Here is a 20728-nt window from a genome sequence, read left to right on the forward strand (position 1 = left end):
CCAAAATTAACAGCCCCAAAAATCTGAGAACCAGCAGCCTCAGTAATCAACGATCTGCTTAGGAATGTGACGCAAGGCTTGCGCGATTCAACTTTTAGGACATTGCAAAAGCAAAATTGCTTCAGAAAGAAGTACGGAATCTTTTTGTCAAAATTACCGAGTTAAAAAAACCATGCCAAAACTACCCACAACGTTTCAAACGCTTGACTTGACAGGATTTGAGGTCGATCGAACTCAACAATACACAGGAATTAGTCGAGAAATGATTGATTTTACGTGTGCTGTGCTTAACAAAAATCGTATAGGCATTGTGGTTCGGAGTGTGGGTGCAGCGCTCAAGGAAATTTACGGAATCGGAGGGAGCACCGATATTATCTGCAAATTGCTGAAAGAATGGCGTACAGATAATCTGTCGCTGATGAAGCAAGGAAAATCAGAGAAGGATTTAGCAACAGCACTGTTGGAAGCAGCGGACGATGGTTTGCTGGAGGACTCCGAAATACCTGAAGATATTCTCAAGGTTTCTCATCAAATGGCGATCGCGTTCTACAGACTGGCTTATCAAAAAGCTGATACCAGCGTGAGTGGCGATCGGATGAAACAGTTAGCTCAGGAAAATGAGCTGATGCGTCAACAACTCAAAGATTTTCCTCAAAATCAAATGGAGTTGAAATTTTATCTAGCAGAGTATGAACGCCAACGAAACGAACTTCGGGAAGCGTACATGAATCTGAACAAACAAAAGTTGACCGATTCTGAAGAATTTCGTCAGCAGTTAGATTTGCTTCAAGCCGAAAACAATGAATTGAAAGCCAAATTGACACTTGCTGAAAAACGGTTGCTCGAAGTTGCAGAATTTGAAAATGCTTCTCGCGATCGACTCAACGAAATGTCCAAACTTAACGGTCAAATCGAAGCACGAGAACGAGAAGTGTCGAGTCTTCATTCTCAAATCCAAGCTCTACAAGCACAAGTTGGCGAGAAACAAGTCCTAGAAGCTCAACTAGAACAAGTGAGAACTCAGCTAAGAGAAGCTTCAACAACAATCACTAACCTGCAAAGTCAACAAAAAGTTAGTGGGGCTTTAGAAGTCGATCGAGAATTTGATGATAGTGATGATGGTATCGTTACAGACGCACAGCTTATGGTCGAAAACGAGACTTTGCATGGTGACTTGTCTGATGCTCTCAAAGAAATTGAAGAATTGAAAAGCATCGTGGCTAATTTATCATCGGTTAACACTCCTGATAACACTCCTGATAACATTCCTGATAACACTCCTGATAACATTCCTGACAACATTTCTGATAACGTTTCTGACAACATTTCTGATAACGTTTCTGAAAAAACTCCCAGTAAAAGCAAGAAACCAAAACTTGCTCTTGTTCACTAGAAACAGAAAGAAAAACAAAAACTCAGTAACAGCTCTGAACAACTGTTACTGAGAAAAAAGAGAGAAAGTTTGGGTTTCGGAGTTTGAGTTTGGAGTATTGAGTGAGGACTTAAACTCAATACTCATAATCACTCTCGTATCAACCAGTAATCGTCAACCAGTAATAGGGTAATTGGCAATCGGTACTGGGTAATCGGTAGTAAGTAGATAGGCGGGATTAAACCGACTAATGTAACCGTATGTAAATAGGCTTAAGTTAGCCAGTAGAAAGCATTTAGACACTTTACATCGTTTACATAGTTGCGTTTTAAAGCGCCGACTTACTTAATCAGGGGATAGAAACATGATAAACCTAAAAAAAGAAATTCAGCTAATGTTGATGGCACGATTTCCTTTGTTGTGGGTAGTAAGCCCAGAAGAGGAAACCGCCGAAGAAATTTTGTGTGCTATAGCAAAAGCTAAGGAAGGGCAAATCTACTTCTGGGATTTTGCCCGTGGTTGGACGGATTCGGGTACATCTAAGGGAAATCCGATGCAAGCCTTGGAGCGGATTAGCAAAGCGCCGACAATGGAACAAGTCACTGTCTTTGTCATGAAAGACATCGCGACTCTGATTGCACCAGGTGCGAATGGGCAGATAGCAAGTAACCAACTAGCGATCGTCCGGGAACTGAAAAATCTGGCAAAACAAATAGCCCGTGACCGTCGCTGCCTCGTTATCCTCTCTGACCAACTGAGAATTCCACAAGAACTGCGCGAAGAAATTACGGTAGTAGATATCTCGCTGCCGACCATCGATGAGATATCAAAGCTGATCGATCGACTGGTGGGCAAGGAAATTAAACTCAACGCAGAACAACGGCAACAGCTAACAAAGGCTTGCCAGGGGCTGACTCGGTGCCGAATCTCTCGCGTCCTTGCCAAGTGCTTAGTTCTTGGAAAAGTTGATATTCGGGCCCTCGCTGCGGTCATCGAGGAAAAGCGCCAAACCATCCGAGAGACAGGCATCCTCGAATTTATCCCGGTTCAATCAGGTCTGGAGTCGATCGGCGGACTCGAAAATCTCAAGCAATGGGTAACAGTTCGATCGCACTCTTTCAGTGACCAAGCCCGCGAGTATGGTTTGCCCAACCCCAAAGGTGTGTTACTCGCCGGCATTCAGGGAACAGGCAAAAGTCTCTTAGCCAAAACCATTGCTGCTGAATGGAAATTGCCTCTGCTGCGCCTCGATGTCGGGCGCGTGTTCGGGAGCATGGTCGGCGAAAGCGAGAACCGCATCAGGCAAGTCATTAAGTTGGCGGAGGCGATCGCACCGGTGATTTTATTCCTTGACGAAATTGATAAGGCCTTCGCCAACATCACCTCTGGTATGGATGGAGACTCCGGCACTTCCCAGCGGGTATTCGGCGCGCTGCTGACCTGGATGCAAGAAAAGACCGCGCCAGTGTTCGTAGTGATGACCGCAAACCGCGCCGAAGTTTTGCCCGCCGAGTTGATCCGCAAGGGACGGATTGATGAAATTTTCTGGGTTGACCTGCCAAACCACTCAGAGCGGGAGGCAATTTTTCGAGTTCACCTTACCCGCCTCCGTCCTGATCGAGTGAAGTCGGGAGATTTCGACTGCGGAATGCTCGCAAGTCAGTCGCCGTCTCTTTCCGGTGCGGAGATTGAGCAAGTCATTTTTGATGCGATGCAAACAGCGTTCAGTGCCGGACGCGAATTCACAGAGCGAGATTTGAGCGTAGCAATCATCGGCTGCGTCCCTCTGGCACGGATTGCTCAAAATCAAATTGACGACCTTAAAACTTGGGCAATTCGATCGGGCGCTAAATCTGCCAGCATTGCCGATCGAACAGAAATATCTGTGAGTTCCTACTCTCACCTTTCTCCTCTTGAGGTTGACGAAAATTAATCCTTATCAAAAAGCGAAGGTAGCCGAAAGGTTAAATGCTTCGCTTTTTGGTTTTGGTTTATGAAATAAGTCATTTACTCTCAAAGAATCAGATGGAAGCAATTGAACTAGGCAAAGTATTTCCTAATCCCAATGTTAGAAACGACGGATACCTTCTCAGGAAATTGATTTGGAGAAATAAACGTCCTATTGGTTGGTGGAGTTATGGCAGATGCGGAACCGATAACGGTCTTTTATGGCTGCAAAATTATGCAGGCTATTACTCACCTGATTTTTGTTTGGAATTACAGTCTGAACAAATAGCCTTACAACGGGTTCGCCAAATTCTTGAAGAATGGGACAAGAATGATGAACGTCCTACTTGGACAGTTTAATGCAAGTTTAAAGTTAAGCAATTCGTTACCAACTAAACCAAAATATGCAGAACCAAGAATTTCAGCATTATGTTCATCCTCTCGCAACGATCGAAGTCATTGATACTGATCAAGGCAAAAAAGAAGTAATAAATAATTGGGCATTCGCTTCAGTTATTTGGTCAACTGCTCTCGCTGGTAATGCCAATGCTCTAATCATGGTTAATGAGGTGTTTCCAGATAAGAGTCAGATTCCTGTACTGATTCTGCGTTCTAAACAGGGAGATGAAGCAGCGATGAGAGATGCGATCGGTATTCTTGCCTTTGCGATCGAAAACAAATTAGAAGAAACATTTGAAGAAAAAGGAAAGTGAAATAGTCGTGTAATGCTTCGCTGTAAGGAAGTGATTTCTTCATTTTGTGAGTAAGATTTATGTCAAAAGTAAAGATGGATGCTGAAACACTGTCCAAGAATTTAGAACACTTTAATGGAAGTGAGCAATATTACAAGCATTTCCTTGGACTTCAGTACACCGATGGAGTCAAATACTTGGCTGAAAATGCTGAAGCTTACTGGTTGATTGATGCGATCGTCTCCTATCAACCCAGACTGAGGAAAGTTCGTAGTTTAAGTGAGTTTCAACTTTGGTTCCTTCATGTTGGCGATAAACATGAATTTATCAAGCCTAAATCGCCTAATGATGCTGTTCTGACTTGTTGGGAAGATACGCCCAAACTCGGAGTTACACCTGCCGTTATTCAGCAGATACCTTACACCGAGTTTCCCCTGCCGGAAATCAAGCTTTTCTTACGAGATAGAGTTCTTTACTTGCCAAGTGAAAATTAAGCCTTGAAATGCTGTCCAGTCGTCCTACTCTGGAGACTGGACACAATTTTGCACTACATCATTTAACGAATATTAGGAGCAAATCAAATGACTTCTAGCGAACAAAGTTCCGATCTTACACTCCAAGAAAAGCATAAAGAACTGGCAGAATTGCAGGCAGAGGTTAACAAAATTTTTGCTGAAGCAATTACTAATGAGGTCAAAACTGCCGACTTTGCAACTGAAATTTGGGTTCAGGCAATGTTAGAGAAAAGACCTTATGTGGCAATTGCTTGTCGCATGATTCACCACAGCACAACTTTTCTAGGAGATGAATTGCTGCAATTTCTGCGATATCTAGCTAAGGGGACTCTGGAACAAGATTCTTCGATCGTATACTGGGCAGTCGATTTAATTAATCAAGGTTTAATTATCAACAACACCCTCAAAGAGGATGACCAAAATGGCGAATGTGAAATGCAAAATTTGTAACGGTCAGCTAATATTTCTGGGTCAACTCGGATACTTGAGACACTTTACTTGCCGAAACTGTGGCATGAATTTTAGCCAAAGTCCCAAAATTGTCAGAGACGAATTTGACCGCATTATTTCTGTCAAATACTAATGAAAAAACTTGTCCTAACTCAAACCAAACAATGCCAAAATTGTCCGTGGAAAAAATTAGTAACAGTGGCTGATATTCCTAACTACTGCGCTAAAACTCATGAAGCATTACGCGAGACGATCGCTGATAAAACAGGCAATGTGTCTCAGCTTCAATGCAAAAATATTACAGTGATGACTTGTCATAAGTCGATTCGATCGCCCTGTGTTGGATGGCTGCATAACCAGCTTGGTATAGGTAGTAACGTCCCTTTACGAGTACACATGATGTTTTACTCCAACGTGAAGGAGATTGAAATTGACGGTGAACAGAAAGACACCTTTGATGAAACTCTTATTTAGGCTCATGTCAACCAAACCTAAGTGAAGCAAATAATGCTTCGCTTAGAGGGATTGACCTTGAATATAGGTAACCAAATGTTTCAAGAAACTAATGAACAAACTCCAGAAGCAGAAATCCGAGAATTAAAGGATGGAATCAAGGAAATTGTGAACTGCGCCGGAAAACGAGGCTTGAAGATTAGAGAGTTTGCGATCGAAATTTGGCAGAATGTGATCGATCGAGATGTTAATTATTTAGCATTTGCAAGTCTCTTGTTAACAAGTGTCACAGGTCTACAAGGAGAATCCTGCTTTCAATACATTGAGCAAATGATAGAAGCTACTTTGTTAGGCAATTTAGAGACAGAAGAGACAGCTATAACTCTGATGGCTGATGGATTAGTGAAATATCAGGAACCGATTAACAAACTAATCACTTGATTGACTTAATCTCTCACATCAAATAGTTGCCATGAAACACATTGTCATCTTAGAAGTCATTGATGAAAAAAATCTGACAGCAGAAGTTATGCAGGAACCGCCGATGGTTTTAACTTGGTGGGGAATGTTCTTCTTGTTTAATCGTAAAACTGTTCAAGATTCGATCGAAGGCGAAGGTAAAATCATCACCTATATCTATGTCGAGATATACGGCTGTGCTTTACGAAGTATCAAAGTTTCAGAAGTAAAAAGAATGAGGCGAACATCATGAATGCTGAAAGAGAACAACAAGTAGTAGACGAAGCTGCCAGAATTCAAAAAGAGGTTGATAAAGTCTTTGAAACCGCTCGATTGAATAACTGGAGCTTGGAACAATTTGCAATCAAAGTTCTAGCAGGCGCAACAGAATTTGAACTGGCATATATTGCCATTGGCTCTCAACTTGTTCAAAATGTAACGGGATTAGATGGTCAAAGTTCGGTGGAAATTCTCAAGTATTTGATTGCGGAAACGCTAAATAAGAATACTGTGAAAATTAGACAGGCACAGGAACTCTTTTATCAGGGATTACTTATCAACAAAGAACACGCTGAACAACAGAAACGACAGCAGCAAGCATCCAAACAAACCTCAAAAGAAAGTAGAAATTAGGATGAAAAGTTACAAAGCTCATGACACAGTAGGACAACAGAAACTGTCGATCGCCATCAATCTAATCCCAAATCTGCCCCCGGTTCCCTGCAAGGATTATCGGCTGATAGTGCTCGATCCTCCGTGGGAATATGGTTTAAGAGAAACAGACCCCAGCCACCGGGGGCGGTGTCCATATCCTGCGATGACTGACCAGCAGATTATGGATATGCCGATTAGTGCGATCGGTGCTGATGATTCCTACATCCTTCTGTGGACAACGAACAATCATCAATTCTTAGCCTTCCAATGTCTCCTAGCGTGGGGATATGAACATAAAAGTACATTCACTTGGGTCAAGGTGACGATCGCTGGCAAACCCCACATGGGAATGGGGCATTATGGTCGCAACTGTACCGAACACTTATTGATAGGAAAGAAGGGTAAGGTTCCGAGCATGAGTACACTCGGAATGACCAATGTTCCTAACGTCATTTATGCCCGTCGCCAGGAACACTCAAGGAAACCTGAAGAGTTCTGGGTGCTTGCAAACACCCTGGCTCAGAGATTAGAAAACTGTGAGAGCTTGGGCAAGTTATCGCAGCCGTCAAGAATTGAACTATTCGCTCGGCAACAGCGCCCTAACTGGGATGCTTGGGGTGCTGAAACTCACTTCTCTAATCTTTTAGTTTGATAACTTAACCCTAGTTTTCAGCGGAATTACTAGGGTTAAGTCTCTCCGTTACTGCTTCGCTTTGAGATATTGATTTGTCTTCTCCTATTTACGATCATGCTTGATGATTCCATAAAAGTTGTAACGATTGACGAGGACAGCTACATTGTTCGAGCCCAGGAATATCGCTATCTGGCTGCTGAAAACTCTCCAGAAATTGTCTCGAAAACTTATATCGAAGTCCTGAAATTGCTCGGGGAAATGGAGGTTACACAGTTCACCGGTGACGGAACCGAGTTAGTAGGTTATTTGTACAGAACTCATGATTTAGCTAATTCAAATCCTGAAATGTGGGATATACCAAAGTTTATCCCGTTTGATGACCAGTTTTATGATGAGAAACGAGCAACTTACTTCGATGATACAGGCTTTGACTTTGCTCAAAAAGAACTAGAAAAACTCTCAGAAGTTCGTCTAGTGAAAGGCATCAAACGCCACCTAATCAAAGATTACGATCGAAAGATAATCGTATGTTTGCGGATGTACGACGCTTGCCGAGAGGGTTGGTTTACAGCATTCAAAACTGAGTTAATAGCATTCAAAGCTCCCGAAATCTACAACTGGAATAACTCTGTGTATCGCTTAACTTTGACTGCCGATGAAGATGAAATAACAACTGCTTACTACACACTTTCAGGAAAGTACAAACGATGATGGAAGCAATTGGAGTTAACTTAAGTCTCTGGGTTAGTGCTTCGCAGAAAGGTATTGATTTGTTCTCTCGTATTGACAATCATGACTAACCTTGATAACGACTGCAGAACGACAGAATCCGAATCTAATGAATTGCCAGACACCACTGAAAACGGATTTATTACTGTAAGTGATTTCTTTGCATATCAGCATGAATCAATCGAAACTGCACTGAAAAATAGTGAGTTTCAATACCTAATAAAGTTTCATCTGTTTGACCCTGATGCGCTCTGGAAACAAGGTGCTTTTAGAGTCTATGTTGCCCCAGAACATCTCGAAGCAGTTAGTAATTTGTGTAGAGCTACAGAAAAAGCCCCCGTAAACTAGGAATAGCGTAATAACTGGGTCGCTCCCAGTTGATAACTATCATGCGATCGAATTCTGAGCCTTTGATTAATTTACCTTTCCCAACTAATGAACAATGCGATGTACCCCGAATTTATCTTCAACAAGAAGGTTCTTTCCAGGGTACTTGGATTGATGCTATCAACGCTTCTGAAATGCAGCAAAATATTGACTACATTCAGGCTTCAGTTAATGGTTCTGTCAAAATTAGTTCATTTCAACGCTTTCACAGCGTTGAGTTTCTGATGACACCAGAAATGCCAATACCATTTATCGCACAAGTAGGTAAAGGAATTGTCAAATATGGCAAGCCATTTTGTGTCTATTTCTCCTTCTACGAGCATCGGCAAGAACCAGAAATCTTGAAAAACTTTGGAGAAGATTACAGAGGTTGTTTCGATCGCACTGAAGATTTTATCAAAGAAATTCTTACCCAAGAAGCTTTTGATTCACAGTTAAAACGCAACAATCTTAGCTGGAAGCATCTAAATATCGAAGAAATTATCCGAGATTGGTTCTATTCGACAGAGGGAATTTATCGTCGGATGTTGGATGAGAAAGTCTACATTTTCAAACGTCGTTAATGATTTCAGATATAGCGTAATTACTGGGTCGCTCTCAGTTCTAAAAATGGCTTCACCTGAGACAAATATTGCCGGATTGCAGAAAGTAGCTGATTTTCCGTTGAATCAGCTTCATAGAGTTGTTTCTTCTATGAAGCAAATGACTCATCAGCTAGAGTTTTACGTTTATCAAGGCAAGTTTTGCCTCTACGTTTTACCCGAAAATACTGAAGCTGCCAAAGTGTTGCTTGGAATTCCGATGCGCTCCGCGCCCGCAAGCTACGAATAGTAGCGTAATTACTGGGTCGCTCCCAGTTTTAACCCATGCCTTACTACATTTTAGTCACAGAGGAGCAAGAGGTAGAAGTTTATACCACTCCTGAAATGTTGACGATCGAAGAAATTAACGAAGTAATTGGTAGTGAAGCAGTGCCAGCTAATTTCCAAATAGTAGAAGAGTTGAGTTTTTCTGATCCTTCGATCGTCATGCTTTGTGATGCTGATGCTGTATCGAAAGAACTTCAGCCAACTTGTCTGACACAGAATGGCGATATTGTTTGTGGTCAGGTACTAATCCTGGCAACTGATAAATCACCAGACAATTTGTGCTTACTTAACGTCCGCCAAGCCAAACTTGTCAAAGAAGAACTGAAATTGTACCCAAAATCAGTCAAACCAGAACACGATTTCAGTGCTTCGCTATGGGATATTGATTGATTTTCTAAGTCGTTTACAGGAGCCAAGATGCCACGATTTTACGCTTTAATTAACTCAACAGGAATTCAAGAAGTACAAGTAACTGAAATACCAAAACTGCCTGAAATTCAAAAGCTTGTAGGAATTCCAGGTAAAGAAGCATTTGTGGAAGCGGTTTATCAGTGCTATTCTGACCCGTCGATCGCTATTCTGTGTGATGACGAATTCTTGCTTAAAGGTTGTCAACCAACTTTAGTTCTTCCTAATGGGACTATTCTTCATGGACAGCTTTTCATTGTGGCACGGAATATCCAAATTGAAGATTTCTGCCTTTTGACTCAGAAACAGCTAGAAATTATCAAAAAAGAAAGCAAAATCTATTCCTTACAGCCTCGCTAGCAACCAATCATGCCCTGTCTAGAACGAGAACTAGGGCATGAGTCATTTCAGAGTCAATTCAACATCAACGGTCAAGAATCATGGATAACAATCTGTATCGTCGAATAGTCCAGTATGCGATCGAAATATCTGGGCAAGACTCATTGCCCTGGCCCGGATTGTACACTGCCAGAAGTGTCTACAACCTTCTGAAGAAATCTCCGCCTTTGTTGCCCGAAGAAATTGGCGCTCAACTAGGTAATATATCAGCAGAATATGTCAATCAAATCATTTTAGCTTTACAAACTGGCGAGGTTGAGATTGAAGCAGTTCCGACAGAAACAGCAGGTGGTAGACCCAAAGTGAAATATACGATTGGCAAGGATAGCTACACCTATTACATTTTGGTGTCGCCTAGAGGTTTTGATATTCGCAAATCTTCTCAGTTCAGACTTAACATACTGGAATTGATTGGAACTCACGTTGCTGATGTCGATCGAATTGACAACGAATTTATCGATCGGAGTGCTGTGATATTTGCCAACAAAAACTCTAACGATAACTTGAGCTATCTCACCAAAACTGGGAAAGAATTACGGGGTTTGTTCGTCATTCTTTCTCTGATTAATGCTGATGATTTAGTTGCCTTAAATTCAACACAGGTTCGGTCGATCGTCAGTCAGCTAGTCTAATTCTAATCCCAATGAAAAAGCGCTAGTTGCCTAAGTTCCTAGCGCTTTTTAGTTCTGTATCTCACTATTTTGTTGTCTGTTTCTTCATCCGGGGTGGTTTGTGAAGCAACAAAACAGAAGTAAGTTCAGTATAACCCATTTTCCACAACTAGACAAACAGGTAAGAAGAATGTTAGACGAATCAAATCCTAGAGAATATGATGCGGTACTCGGCAATCAAGTCTTAGATCCGATCGATACTGATACTGCGGTGTTCGGAGGTTTATTCGGTGTCAGGAACCGTTTAGCATCAGGTAATATAGCATCACAAATTGGTGCTATGTCTGAAGCGTGTCGATATGGTGAGCCTGGTTTTGATTTGATAGTTCAGTTTTTGAGAGATAACTGGAACTCGATCGATCCAAAAGTAAAGGTCGCTGCAAAAGATAGAGTTGCTGAAATTTTGAATAAGACTCTAATTACTGATAATGTAGGGTGGTATCTTATTTCACATCGACAGATTCGCATTGAGAATAAAATAGATACTTTGGAATTAGCTTGTGAAAAACTTCTTGATTACATACATAGCGTGTACCCAAACACAAAATGGTATCTAGCTGGAGGATACGTCTATGTTTTATTTTCTCAAATTCACGATCGGAATTGGGCGAGAGGTAACAGAAAAACGCTAAATGATTCGATCGACTATTTGGTTCAGATTCTCACAGCCGAAAAGCTAAGAAGAGTCCGAATCTTACAATTTGCTTACGCTCAAACTTATTATGATGTTTCGTTGGCTCATCAAAAGGAAATATATGGAGCCAAATTTGTCAAAAACATTAAATCCCGATTGGCGAGTCAAAGCATTTATCATAGTTTACTTCCTTGGTTTGAAGAAGAATTAGAAAAATTAATTGCGTCAGGTTAATGCTTCGCATTTAGACTGTGATTTCTAAATCACAGAAAATGAAAGACAATTTAACGGAATTGCCGATCGACCAGCAAGTCTACAATTTAGCTTTAGGTTATGCCTCAGAACAAGCAAACCTACAACATGGGCTGAAAATTTTCTACAATACAATGACCGTGTGGGCAGTGAATTATCTTCTAGGGCGGATGAACTTTGAAACCCTGATAGATAAAGATGATGATTGGACTGTGGGAATTGAATCAGCTTTAGAATTGGCTGACGTAATCTTGCCCGGAATCGGAAAAATTCAATGCTGCCGAATTGGTGAAGGAGAAACACGAATTATTGTTGCAGCCCAAGACGATCGCATTGCTTATATCTTTGTTGAATTACCGGGGTCAGTAGAAAAGGTCAAACTTTTGGGCTTTCTCCCGGCTGCCGACATCCACGGCGATACTGTAGAAATTTCCGTTACCAACCTTCAGCCATTTGACCGCTTATCTGACTATTTGGAAGCTATTCAATTACAAACTGTTTAAGGAGAGAACAATGGCAACTTTGAAGAATTTGATGATGTCTCTGGCAGGGAAGCCCAAGCCTGATCCAGCTCAAGCGGTTTGGATCGTTAACTGCCCCCCGCCAGAACAGGATGATTTTGCGGGAGCGATGGCGTTCCGCCCCGCAAGCTACGGACAAGCTGAATGTCAACTTGAAGATAAATTCCGATTCGACAGAGAGGGCGTTTATCTTGGCACTACAGCTTACTTGGCGGGTGCCGTCGCCCATCTCACTGCTGAAGAAATCGATCGGGACTGGGAATCTGTTTGCAGGATGATGAATTGGTAATAACCCGTGCCTTGGCTAGATCCGAAGTATAGCCAAGGTATAGCCAAGGTATAACTCACCAGCGCAGTGACGGGAGTAGCGCCCCGTCAAGCGCGTTGTAATGTAACTCCCGAACGCTCCTGATTCATGAAATCTTGTACCTCATGAGTCAGTCTGTGGGCATCTTCAGCGCTCAGGGAATCTTGATCATGGTCATTCAGGTAATCAGCGAAGAATGCTGCCGTTACATAACTTTGCCAGACAAACATTTCGTTTTGGGTTCCGGCAATGGGACTATCGAAGCTTTCGCCTACATGAAATACCGAGTTATCTTCAGGATTTCCATAGAATTTAGCTGGTTCTTCTTTCATCGGAGTGCTAAAAACTCTGTAGCGTTTCCTAACTACCGATGTTAAATGGGTAATTGTCACCCCTGGCGGTGGATTATTCTTATCTCGGTAGTTGCCTTGGTTCATCCAGGCATAGAAAGCATCTATGTTCCCTGATACTTGATATCGATCGCCTTGCTCACTATGATTTCCGTACTCAGACAGTAGCATTTCCTTGAATAACTCAAAAACTTTTTCATCTGATTGGTTCATTGAAAAAGAGCATTTCTTCAAGAGTTTGTTACAGTTTGTCAGAACTTGGAAAGCATCTGTTACTTTTGTATGCACAGACAACGGTGTGCTGCTTACTACATTACAGTTCTTTCTCCTGATTCCTAAGTAAACTGTATGTCGATCACTTATTACTGCTGGAGCAAGATAGCATCCAATAATTAAACTTTCAGACTCAGGTTTAAACCCAAATCCTACTGCTTTTTGTCGTCTCCGTTTCGCTTCTCCCATATTTCCTCACTTTGAAACTCAATATTATTCTATTTTAACGCTATTCTTTACTTAGCGAACATTATTAGCTTCGCCCTAAAGTAGTAATTTAGCGGATCGTATTATGCACAACCCAGATTTTTCAATCCCTCAAGAAGTCGAAAAAAAACTCAGAATATGTCTTGTAATTGAAGAAGCTTCATGGATTAACCCTGAAGGTGAACTCGTACCTTGTGAGGTCAATCATGAAGTCGTTGCCCCCCAATTTTTACCGGGCAAAGCAGAGAAATTGATTTGCTTCTCTCGACAAAAGTATGTGACGATCGGCTTAACTCCAATCAAACTCTTTCTCAACAAGGATAGTGCCTGGGAAAGTGCTTGTCTTGATGCTGTTTCTGAATTAGGTTTATCAAATACTCAGATTATTTCTAAGTCGATCGTTACTCAAGTCATTAACAAAGCTACACTCTTGATTCAGTCTTTAAATTGGTGGATGATATAATAACGGTTTTTTGTTTCTTGTTTCTAGAAATGTTTCTGGTAATGTTTCTAGTAATGTTTTTAGCAAATAGTAAGATTTTGCTTCGCTGGTGAGGGTTTGAGATGGAGGTAAATAATGCTAGACTTCGACAGAGAAAATGGTACTTGGAAAGGTAAAGATGGCAAATTGGTAAAATATACAAAAGAAACTCGCCAGCTTAGTAGTCATGATGATTGGAGCGAGTATCATCTGCAAATTACCAAATGGCCAAAAACTACATCAATTGAGATTGTAGTAATGAGTGGCGATCAAGGATATGACTCTGAGAGCCGATGGTCACGTTCCGAAGTACATCGGCTAACCAAACTGCCTCATGCAGAATTTGAGGCACAAAGAGATCAACTAATTGAGAAAATCCTCAAATTAGCAAATGAACAATTTGGGCATCTAACACTTTAAAAGCGCATATCTGGGTCGCTCCCAGAACTCTTATCATGTACGACCAAAGCAAGATAACGCTAGGGAAAACCATTAAAAATGCTCGGCAACAACACGGTTTTAGCCAGAAAGACTTGTGTAAATTGCTGATTATGCCGTCAGACAATTTTCAGACGATCGACCGCTGCCTGCTCTCAAAAATAGAAAATAACCGAGTCGATGTGCGATCGGATGAGTATGACTGGCTGATACCCAGAATCGCTGGAATATTTGCCTATGATATTGCTTGGCTTGAAACACTTCGTCAGCAAACTGAAGTTGAACCATTCGATTTGAGCAAAGCGCTAGCCGTATTTCCCGTTTACTTCAATCAACAACACTATGAACTATAAAACAGTGTATCTGCATCGGGTGGTGGCGGAACAAACTCTCGATCGAAAGCTTCGACCCGGTGAAGTTGTTCATCACCTGGACGAAGACAAGTCAAACAACTTACCAGAAAACCTGGTGATTTGTTCTAGTCCTTCTGTTCACGGACGATACCATGTCCGTTCTCTGAGACAGAAACTTGAAGCCGATCGACCTCTGATTCAAGTAGGCGATTTGTGGCTTTAAATCAACAGCTTGCTCAAAAAAGTTATTCCAGTTCCAGTAAACCATTTTGGGTATTTCCATAAAAAGACAACACATCGTTCTGACCGTCACAACAGCTTTGACCGTCACAACAGCTTTGACCAGTCCTTTGTTTACTGGTGTTCAAGGGAGTAAAACTGGACAAACCGAAGTTGACCAATATCGGGCGTGAATACGATGAAGAGTCCTATCCGATCGGCATTCAAATTGAAGAACTAGAAGGCAACCGCCAAAAGTCACAGTAATTCTTCAGTAATGCTTCGCTGTAAGGTAGTGTTGTTTCTTTCAATGCTATGAACTTAGAACAATTAGTTCGATTTCTCAAATATGAAGCCGATCTCCCTACCTTTTTCCAGACTTCTGCCAACTATTACTACCACAATCAAACACTACCTTCAGAGATTGAAACTCAGAAAATTAAGGTAGTTTTAGCCGTCAGCGATCAAAAAGAAGGTCAGCAGCCAAAGAGTAATGATCCACTCTATCAACAAGCCTATCAAATCGCTCAGTCTATCTAGTTGGAGCTGATAAGTAGATGGAAGGCATTAATATTTGGTCTGGCTCTGATATGGGAATTGGTGCAGCTTTGACCAATCCCACAGAGCTAGCTTTCCGAAAGGGCAACATCAAAAAGCGCTACCCGGTAGTATTCAGAGACGTGAATTTTCCTGATGCTGAAGCTGCATATCAAAAGCACAAAAGTCGTGATTTGCAGGAATCGATCGAGATTATGACGGAAATCATTGTGTGCAAATTACAACAGCATCCGCGACTGTTTGAAGAGATTACCAAACGAGGCGGTGTTGAATGGCTTAAGCGATGCCGTCACATTGTTGGAGTAAGAAATAGTCGTTGGGAAGGCTACGGATTGGAAAGCAATTTCATCCTGTGCTTGGTATTTGCCTATCAATTGTGTAGTGAATAGCGTGATTGCCGGGTCGCTCCCGGTCTTAAATTATGTCTAAGCCTAAGTCTGAAATCAAGTTTGCGATTCTTAAGGCGAGTTATTGGGTTGGCGATGCTACTGAATATGGCTGCGTTTACTGGTTACTCGGAATGAAAGGAAAATGGTCTGAAGAGTTTGAAGCAGCCGAATTCTTCGATACTCGATCGGATGCTGAATTACGCTTAGCTGAGGAGAATCGTGCTTCTGAAAATCCTCATAGTTCCATTGTTGAAGTTGAATTGTACCGTGATTAAGTTAATGCTTCGCTCTGAGATTTTAACTTTAAGGAGAATCAGTCATGACAATTACAGTCGAACAAATCAAATCAATCCTTGCTGGCACTGAAGAAAATCTGCGACTTTTGCAGAAGCAGCCAGAGTATCAGGCGCTCGAACAGAGCGAGAATTTTGTTACGCAAAATGAACTACGTTTGGCGGATGCTATTCAGGCACTGAGTGAAATTTATCAGGCAATTACTGAATCTAAATGCGATTTAGTCAGTGCTGTCGTTAGTTCACATCTACCCCCCAACGGAATTTCTTACTAATTAGTCAGCGCATTGCCGGGTCGCTCCCGGCAGTCTCATGAAATCTACAAGTGTTAAATGGAATCCCCCCACTGCTGAAGAGTTGCCGTGTAATTGGTCAGTTCAGGCGATCGGAGCTGATGGCGGAGCTTATAAAAGTCGCGACAGTTTGATTGTAATAATTTCTTGCTGCCTCGAAAAAGACGGTCTTTGGTGGGTTCATCTCTCACTGTCTCGGAAGAAATCAGTTCCGACCTGGATAGATTTGGTCAAAGTCAAAGAGATTTTCTTGGGTGCGGACGCTTTGGCACTTCAGATTCTGCCTGCTCGATCGGAATGGGTGAATGTTCATGAATTTTGCCTGCATCTTTATCATTGTCTCGACGAACGCCCAGTACCAGACTTTCGCAAATTAGGAACAATCTAATGACGATCGATCCACATGATATGAGAACCTATGAGGTTCGACAACTGCCTTGCAAAACTTGTCCGTTTAGTGGAGAAAAACCACTAATTCTATCTCCTGATAAGTTAGCAATGTACTATGAAAACTTGATGGGCAACGGGCAACACATTTGTCATACCACGAATAACACGCAAATTTGTCGTGGTGGTAGGGATATACAACTAAAATGGTTTCATTCGATGGGAATGTTACCTGAGCCAACTGATGAAGCTTTCAACGAAGCAGTAAACTGGGCATTGAAAAATAAGGAGTCAGCAACGTCAACGACCCATAACTAAATCTTAGATTCTAGTGAGGGCTTGAGAAATCAAGTCCATAGTTGACCCGTCTAAGTTCCTTGAGAGCTACGTTATCTAAACCACAGCACCCGAGAATGCTTCAACAGTTCTCGGCTCTGCTGTCAGTTATTAAACGTCCGATTTGGGTTTAGGCAGTGTGGCTGACCTCGACACCGCCTAGATAACATTGACCAGTTGAACTTTACCCTAGCAATAGGAGCTTTCAAATGCCCAATAAAAATGCAGTTTTTGTAATTGATGCCGATCGCCTGTTGCCGGGGAATGTACCGGGGTTGGACGATCGGTGAAGCAACATTCTGGGCAATCCCAATGCACCGGAGGGATTTCGGGCGTTGCTGAATTCAAGTATGAATTCAAGATTTCCCAATTGCTATAAGCCAAGTATGGTGAGTTTTGTAACATCAAGCGAAAAGTTGATTCATACCGTGAGTCAGCAACGCCTAGAAACCATTAACTCGATAGGTTTCGATTACCAGAGTAATTACCAACCCAATACAAATAAAACCCCTCACCTGATTTTATGATTAAAAAGCTCTTCTTACTTCTTGTTTGCTTATTTGTAGTCATGATTGGCTTCGGAGTAAGCCTGCCTGTACTTCCTTTCTACGCCCAACATTTACATACAGCAGTTGTTCCGCGTGAGACGATCGCCATTCACATTACCTTATTAACCAGCATTTACGCCTTCGCTCAGTTAATTACAGCACCGTTTTGGGGGCAATGGTCAGATCGAGTCGGCAGGCGACCCTTAATTTTGATCGGAATTGCCGGTTCCGCGATCGCTCAATTACTATTTGGGTTTGCCTCTTCCCTGGCAATGCTGTACGTTGCTCGCTCAGTCGGTGGGGTTCTAGCCGCTGCGATGCTGCCTGCTGCTGCGGCTTATGTTTCGGATGTAACGACTGAGCGCGATCGCACCCAAGGAATGGCTTGGCTCGGTACAGCAGTGAGTCTTGGAGCAATTGCTGGACCAGCTTTTGGTGGTTTGACAACTCGTGAAGACTTACATTTTACCCTCGGTCTTTTCGATCTCAAAATTGAAAATTATGCTCCTCCCTTTTTTCTAGCTGCGGGTTTGATGTTCTTAACGCTGCTAGTCGCTCTCCGCTGGTTGCCAGAATCGTTACCATCGAGATCCGCAACTGTAGTCCCTCGTCAGCCAGCACTAGATTGGAAAAGGCTGGGTAAACCATTATTACTGCTGTTGGGTTTAGCCACGATCGCCCAGTTTGGACTCACGATGTTTGAAGCCGTTTTTGCATTATATGGTCAAGAAATATTGGGATACGGGCCCGTCCAAACAGGCTTTGTATTTATGATGTGTGGCTCAGTGATGGCAGTCTTTCAAATCATTGCAGTGAGCTTTTTGTCTCGATATATGAATGAGATCGCCCAAGTTGCTCTGGGATTTGCACTCATGGGAAGCGGCATTTTCCTGCTACTAATGGCGAGATCGCTTCCCATTGTGCTGGGAGTTGTCGCTATATTGGCATTCGGTATGGCATTGATTACCCCAAATGTAGCTGCTTTGATTTCAAAACGGGGCGGTCAACACACGGGAACAGTGTTAGGAATTCAAAATGCCGCTAATAGCCTCGGACAAGTTGGGGGATCAATGTTAGGGGGCGTTCTGTTTGCATGGCAGGTAAACGCCCCTTATGGCTTTGCTGGCGTTTTACTAATGGGAACGGGCTTAATGCTGGGTTGGATGCAGAAACATCAGCATTGATGATTCAGGCACAACACTACCTCACGTCTTGCCTCAAGCTTGAGTTAGTGAGAAAAATTCAGGTTCAGGGTTACTGACTAAACTCCCGCTTTGGAACCTCAGAGCGGAACAAAGAAATTGCCGCGACGGTGGCTAACACCTGAACAGCGACAAAAATTCTTAGATTCTTGACTGCTTGTTTGAAGCCTTCTGGTGTGAATAGATTTATATTAGGATGCTGCAACCACCAACAAAGCAGTAAACAGAGCAGTAAAACTGTTAGGGCGACACCGTTTTTCTGATTCCAAAGAACGCCTTGTCTGTTAGTTCTTTTCACAGCATCCTAAATATTTCCCAAAAGACGATCGCATGGCGATCGCCATAACCGTCTATCTGGAGGGGTTGCTTTGATTTCCTCTCATCCCAGGCATATTTTTCATCATATCCTTGCAACAGCTACATCCGCCTTCAGTAGGCTGCTGCGGAGCCTGATTGGTTTGCGCTATTGTTTGACTAGCAGTCTGGTTGTGAGTGTCTGCAAACGAGGAATTAGCTGTCAAAGCTAACAACGTTAAGCCAGCTATAGTTCCACCGATTACTGTTTTAGCAAGTGTGAGCATACTCATCTTTATCCTCAATTGAGTGATTAATTTCTTAGAACTAAGTCCATACTAAACTCTCCACCAGACTAGAGAGTCAAGGCCTAAATTCAAAAATTCGAGTAAATATGCCTGAAGAATGATGTTGACTTTTCTACTTGACTCTCTACTGGACTGGAGAGTTTAAGATAATAGAACACAAATTCTGGTAAAGATAATGAAAAAACATCTAGTTGAGATTTTTACGGGCAACTGTCCACTTTGTGACCAAACAGTTCAGTTGGTGCAAAAAATGGCTACCTCACGTGATCAGGTAAAGGTCTACAATCTAGGACAAGGGCAGGAGGGATCGCAATACTTAGAACAAGCCGAAAGATATGGAGTGAAGGCAGTGCCTGCGATCGCAGTAGATGGAGTAGTTGTCTTTACGGGTAAACCCAGCTATAAACAACTTCAGGGGGCTGGGTTTGGTCAGCCTACGATCTCCCTCCCTTCAAGCGAATATCTTTATGCGGGTATGGGCATATAGAGCGTTTATAAACAATTCACTTTTTGCTAGCTAGTGCTGTAAAAAAAGTTCCCCATCCCTCTTGACATTGAAGTCAGGTTCAAGGTTTAAGCTACTCTTATAACTGTTCAAAAAAGGTTAAGATAATGGCCAAACGTATAGTCGAAGTCTTCACTGCTGGGTGTCCCTTGTGTGATGAAGCTGTTAAGTTAGTGAGGGAGTTAGCCTGCTCAAACTGTGAGGTGCAGGTTTACGATCTGCGTGAGGGTTGCGCCACCAATGAGTGCCGTGAGAAAGCAAACCAGTACGGCATTAACCGCGTCCCTACTATTGTCGTCGATGGTAAACTTGCTGAGTGTTGCTCTCACCAACAGCCAGTGTCCCGCGAAGCGCTTATAGCTGCTGGTATTGGGCAAGGATAAATTACTGATGGGGAGGGGTAATCGCCCTCCCATTCTCAATTAAAGAGGTGGCAAAAAAGTGAAACAGGGATTGTTTATCAGCCAGTTAAGCCGTCAACTGGGTATACCCGTTCCGACAATTCGCTATTACGAACGCTTAGGACTACTCAAGCCACCTGAGCGAACACAGTCACAATATCGTATCTATTCAGAAGAAGCGTTAGAACGTCTGCGGTTTATTCAAAAAGCTAAGCACTTCGGACTTTCCCTAGATGAGATCAAAAAGCTCATTGACATCAGCGCCCAAGGTATTCCTCCCTGTGTAAGCCTTAAGGCAATGGTAAAGCAGCATCTAGATGAGTTGGAGTGCCGTATTGAGGAAATGGTTGAATTTCGCCAGGATTTGGCTAATCGGTATTCAAAGATTGAGGCTTTGGTTGAAGAAGAGTCAACCACACCGAACAATGTCATCTGTGGTACCACAATCTGTCGGCTGATTGAGCAAGAAAACGATACCCCCCGAAACATTACCAGCGAAACAGTTGTTAAAGAGCGTCTTAAGCGTTGATATGCGATCGC

37 protein-coding genes are annotated in these 20728 nt (G+C 42.4%); 35 read left to right on the forward strand and 2 right to left on the reverse strand.

The features are described from left to right. Positions 1 to 172: 172 nt before the first annotated feature. From QUB33_RS05445 to QUB33_RS05545, 21 genes are all read left to right on the forward strand, one after another. On the forward strand, positions 173 to 1393 hold the full coding sequence (locus tag QUB33_RS05445) for a hypothetical protein (protein WP_333348307.1): 1221 nt from the start codon (positions 173 to 175) through the stop codon (positions 1391 to 1393). A gap of 343 nt (positions 1394 to 1736) precedes the next feature. Further along, entirely contained in the window at positions 1737 to 3305 is a 1569-nt protein-coding gene (locus QUB33_RS05450; protein WP_333348310.1) for an AAA family ATPase, read from the forward strand. A gap of 92 nt (positions 3306 to 3397) precedes the next feature. Next, the gene (locus tag QUB33_RS05455; protein ID WP_333348314.1) at positions 3398 to 3679 is read left to right on the forward strand and encodes a hypothetical protein; all 282 of its coding nucleotides are present in this window, start codon (positions 3398 to 3400) and stop codon (positions 3677 to 3679) included. Between the two features lie 44 nt (positions 3680 to 3723). Then, positions 3724 to 4032: a hypothetical protein gene (locus QUB33_RS05460; protein ID WP_333348318.1), complete on the forward strand. Its 309-nt coding sequence runs from the start codon at positions 3724 to 3726 to the stop codon at positions 4030 to 4032. Positions 4033 to 4091: 59 nt separating this feature from the next. Beyond that, positions 4092 to 4505, forward strand: coding sequence for a DUF6876 family protein (locus tag QUB33_RS05465; RefSeq protein WP_333348321.1), 414 nt, complete (start codon positions 4092 to 4094; stop codon positions 4503 to 4505). Positions 4506 to 4592: 87 nt separating this feature from the next. Beyond that, positions 4593 to 4976, forward strand: coding sequence for a hypothetical protein (locus QUB33_RS05470; protein WP_333348324.1), 384 nt, complete (start codon positions 4593 to 4595; stop codon positions 4974 to 4976). A gap of 132 nt (positions 4977 to 5108) precedes the next feature. Beyond that, positions 5109 to 5450 (forward strand): hypothetical protein, encoded by a 342-nt coding sequence (locus QUB33_RS05475; protein WP_333348327.1) that lies wholly within the window; start codon positions 5109 to 5111, stop codon positions 5448 to 5450. A 75-nt stretch (positions 5451 to 5525) separates the two neighbouring features. Beyond that, entirely contained in the window at positions 5526 to 5870 is a 345-nt protein-coding gene (locus tag QUB33_RS05480; protein ID WP_333348330.1) for a hypothetical protein, read from the forward strand. 31 nt (positions 5871 to 5901) lie between these two features. Beyond that, positions 5902 to 6141, forward strand: a complete 240-nt coding sequence (locus QUB33_RS05485) for a hypothetical protein (RefSeq protein ID WP_333348332.1) — start codon at positions 5902 to 5904, stop codon at positions 6139 to 6141. Beyond that, positions 6138 to 6521: a hypothetical protein gene (locus tag QUB33_RS05490; RefSeq protein WP_333348336.1), complete on the forward strand. Its 384-nt coding sequence runs from the start codon at positions 6138 to 6140 to the stop codon at positions 6519 to 6521. Before QUB33_RS05485 ends, QUB33_RS05490 begins: the two co-directional genes overlap by 4 nt. A gap of 1 nt (position 6522) precedes the next feature. Next, positions 6523 to 7194, forward strand: coding sequence for an MT-A70 family methyltransferase (locus QUB33_RS05495; protein ID WP_333348339.1), 672 nt, complete (start codon positions 6523 to 6525; stop codon positions 7192 to 7194). A 96-nt stretch (positions 7195 to 7290) separates the two neighbouring features. Beyond that, positions 7291 to 7887: a hypothetical protein gene (locus tag QUB33_RS05500; RefSeq protein ID WP_333348342.1), complete on the forward strand. Its 597-nt coding sequence runs from the start codon at positions 7291 to 7293 to the stop codon at positions 7885 to 7887. An 81-nt stretch (positions 7888 to 7968) separates the two neighbouring features. After that, positions 7969 to 8253: a hypothetical protein gene (locus tag QUB33_RS05505; RefSeq protein ID WP_333348345.1), complete on the forward strand. Its 285-nt coding sequence runs from the start codon at positions 7969 to 7971 to the stop codon at positions 8251 to 8253. 41 nt (positions 8254 to 8294) lie between these two features. Beyond that, positions 8295 to 8855: a hypothetical protein gene (locus tag QUB33_RS05510; protein WP_333348348.1), complete on the forward strand. Its 561-nt coding sequence runs from the start codon at positions 8295 to 8297 to the stop codon at positions 8853 to 8855. Positions 8856 to 8901: 46 nt separating this feature from the next. Continuing rightward, complete coding sequence (locus tag QUB33_RS05515; protein WP_333348351.1) at positions 8902 to 9123, forward strand: hypothetical protein; 222 nt, start codon at positions 8902 to 8904, stop codon at positions 9121 to 9123. Positions 9124 to 9158: 35 nt separating this feature from the next. Beyond that, positions 9159 to 9551: a hypothetical protein gene (locus QUB33_RS05520; protein WP_333041319.1), complete on the forward strand. Its 393-nt coding sequence runs from the start codon at positions 9159 to 9161 to the stop codon at positions 9549 to 9551. A 27-nt stretch (positions 9552 to 9578) separates the two neighbouring features. Then, positions 9579 to 9929 (forward strand): DUF3846 domain-containing protein, encoded by a 351-nt coding sequence (locus QUB33_RS05525; protein ID WP_333348354.1) that lies wholly within the window; start codon positions 9579 to 9581, stop codon positions 9927 to 9929. Positions 9930 to 10009: 80 nt separating this feature from the next. After that, a complete protein-coding gene (locus QUB33_RS05530) occupies positions 10010 to 10600 on the forward strand; it encodes a hypothetical protein (protein WP_333348357.1) in 591 nt (196 codons plus the stop codon). Positions 10601 to 10769: 169 nt separating this feature from the next. Continuing rightward, a complete protein-coding gene (locus tag QUB33_RS05535; protein ID WP_333348360.1) occupies positions 10770 to 11507 on the forward strand; it encodes a hypothetical protein in 738 nt (245 codons plus the stop codon). Between the two features lie 38 nt (positions 11508 to 11545). Next, positions 11546 to 12028 (forward strand): DUF1822 family protein, encoded by a 483-nt coding sequence (locus QUB33_RS05540; RefSeq protein WP_333348363.1) that lies wholly within the window; start codon positions 11546 to 11548, stop codon positions 12026 to 12028. A gap of 10 nt (positions 12029 to 12038) precedes the next feature. Next, positions 12039 to 12335: a hypothetical protein gene (locus QUB33_RS05545; RefSeq protein ID WP_333348366.1), complete on the forward strand. Its 297-nt coding sequence runs from the start codon at positions 12039 to 12041 to the stop codon at positions 12333 to 12335. An 86-nt stretch (positions 12336 to 12421) separates the two neighbouring features. On the opposite strand, the gene QUB33_RS05550 is transcribed toward QUB33_RS05545, so the two are convergent. Further along, positions 12422 to 12916, reverse strand: coding sequence for a hypothetical protein (locus QUB33_RS05550; protein WP_333348369.1), 495 nt, complete (start codon positions 12914 to 12916; stop codon positions 12422 to 12424). A 352-nt stretch (positions 12917 to 13268) separates the two neighbouring features. On the opposite strand from QUB33_RS05550, the gene QUB33_RS05555 reads away from it, so the two are divergent. The 11 genes from QUB33_RS05555 (at position 13269) to QUB33_RS05605 (ending at position 18662) form a co-directional block, all read left to right on the forward strand. Further along, positions 13269 to 13646, forward strand: a complete 378-nt coding sequence (locus QUB33_RS05555; protein ID WP_333348372.1) for a hypothetical protein — start codon at positions 13269 to 13271, stop codon at positions 13644 to 13646. Positions 13647 to 13760: 114 nt separating this feature from the next. Further along, entirely contained in the window at positions 13761 to 14084 is a 324-nt protein-coding gene (locus tag QUB33_RS05560; protein ID WP_333348375.1) for a hypothetical protein, read from the forward strand. Between the two features lie 35 nt (positions 14085 to 14119). Further along, the gene (locus QUB33_RS05565; RefSeq protein ID WP_333348378.1) at positions 14120 to 14455 is read left to right on the forward strand and encodes a helix-turn-helix transcriptional regulator; all 336 of its coding nucleotides are present in this window, start codon (positions 14120 to 14122) and stop codon (positions 14453 to 14455) included. Continuing rightward, positions 14445 to 14678 (forward strand): HNH endonuclease, encoded by a 234-nt coding sequence (locus QUB33_RS05570; RefSeq protein ID WP_333348381.1) that lies wholly within the window; start codon positions 14445 to 14447, stop codon positions 14676 to 14678. The genes QUB33_RS05565 and QUB33_RS05570 overlap by 11 nt, the downstream gene beginning before the upstream one ends. A 311-nt stretch (positions 14679 to 14989) precedes the next feature. Next, entirely contained in the window at positions 14990 to 15214 is a 225-nt protein-coding gene (locus tag QUB33_RS05575; RefSeq protein WP_333041309.1) for a hypothetical protein, read from the forward strand. A gap of 17 nt (positions 15215 to 15231) precedes the next feature. Beyond that, the gene (locus tag QUB33_RS05580) at positions 15232 to 15621 is read left to right on the forward strand and encodes a hypothetical protein (protein WP_333348384.1); all 390 of its coding nucleotides are present in this window, start codon (positions 15232 to 15234) and stop codon (positions 15619 to 15621) included. 32 nt (positions 15622 to 15653) lie between these two features. After that, entirely contained in the window at positions 15654 to 15896 is a 243-nt protein-coding gene (locus tag QUB33_RS05585) for a hypothetical protein (protein ID WP_333348387.1), read from the forward strand. 44 nt (positions 15897 to 15940) lie between these two features. Beyond that, positions 15941 to 16189: a hypothetical protein gene (locus tag QUB33_RS05590; protein WP_333348390.1), complete on the forward strand. Its 249-nt coding sequence runs from the start codon at positions 15941 to 15943 to the stop codon at positions 16187 to 16189. A gap of 37 nt (positions 16190 to 16226) precedes the next feature. Next, positions 16227 to 16595, forward strand: a complete 369-nt coding sequence (locus tag QUB33_RS05595; protein ID WP_333348393.1) for a DUF7694 domain-containing protein — start codon at positions 16227 to 16229, stop codon at positions 16593 to 16595. Then, positions 16595 to 16912, forward strand: a complete 318-nt coding sequence (locus tag QUB33_RS05600; RefSeq protein WP_333348396.1) for a hypothetical protein — start codon at positions 16595 to 16597, stop codon at positions 16910 to 16912. Before QUB33_RS05595 ends, QUB33_RS05600 begins: the two co-directional genes overlap by 1 nt. Before the next feature lie 541 nt (positions 16913 to 17453). Next, positions 17454 to 18662: an MFS transporter gene (locus QUB33_RS05605; RefSeq protein ID WP_333348400.1), complete on the forward strand. Its 1209-nt coding sequence runs from the start codon at positions 17454 to 17456 to the stop codon at positions 18660 to 18662. A gap of 368 nt (positions 18663 to 19030) precedes the next feature. Here QUB33_RS05605 and QUB33_RS05610 read toward each other — a convergent pair whose 3' ends face one another. Further along, positions 19031 to 19267 (reverse strand): hypothetical protein, encoded by a 237-nt coding sequence (locus QUB33_RS05610; protein ID WP_333348403.1) that lies wholly within the window; start codon positions 19265 to 19267, stop codon positions 19031 to 19033. A 190-nt stretch (positions 19268 to 19457) separates the two neighbouring features. Here QUB33_RS05610 and QUB33_RS05615 point away from each other — a divergent pair, with 190 nt between their 5' ends. From QUB33_RS05615 to QUB33_RS05625, 3 genes are all read left to right on the forward strand, one after another. Beyond that, positions 19458 to 19769 (forward strand): thioredoxin family protein, encoded by a 312-nt coding sequence (locus QUB33_RS05615; RefSeq protein WP_333348406.1) that lies wholly within the window; start codon positions 19458 to 19460, stop codon positions 19767 to 19769. A 125-nt stretch (positions 19770 to 19894) separates the two neighbouring features. Next, positions 19895 to 20170: a thioredoxin family protein gene (locus QUB33_RS05620; protein WP_333348409.1), complete on the forward strand. Its 276-nt coding sequence runs from the start codon at positions 19895 to 19897 to the stop codon at positions 20168 to 20170. A gap of 58 nt (positions 20171 to 20228) precedes the next feature. Further along, a complete protein-coding gene (locus QUB33_RS05625) occupies positions 20229 to 20717 on the forward strand; it encodes a MerR family transcriptional regulator (protein WP_333348412.1) in 489 nt (162 codons plus the stop codon). The last annotated feature ends 11 nt before the right edge of the window (positions 20718 to 20728 follow it).

It is taken from the genome of Microcoleus sp. B3-A4 (genome assembly GCF_036705385.1).
Classification (GTDB): Bacteria; Cyanobacteriota; Cyanobacteriia; order Cyanobacteriales; family Microcoleaceae; genus Microcoleus.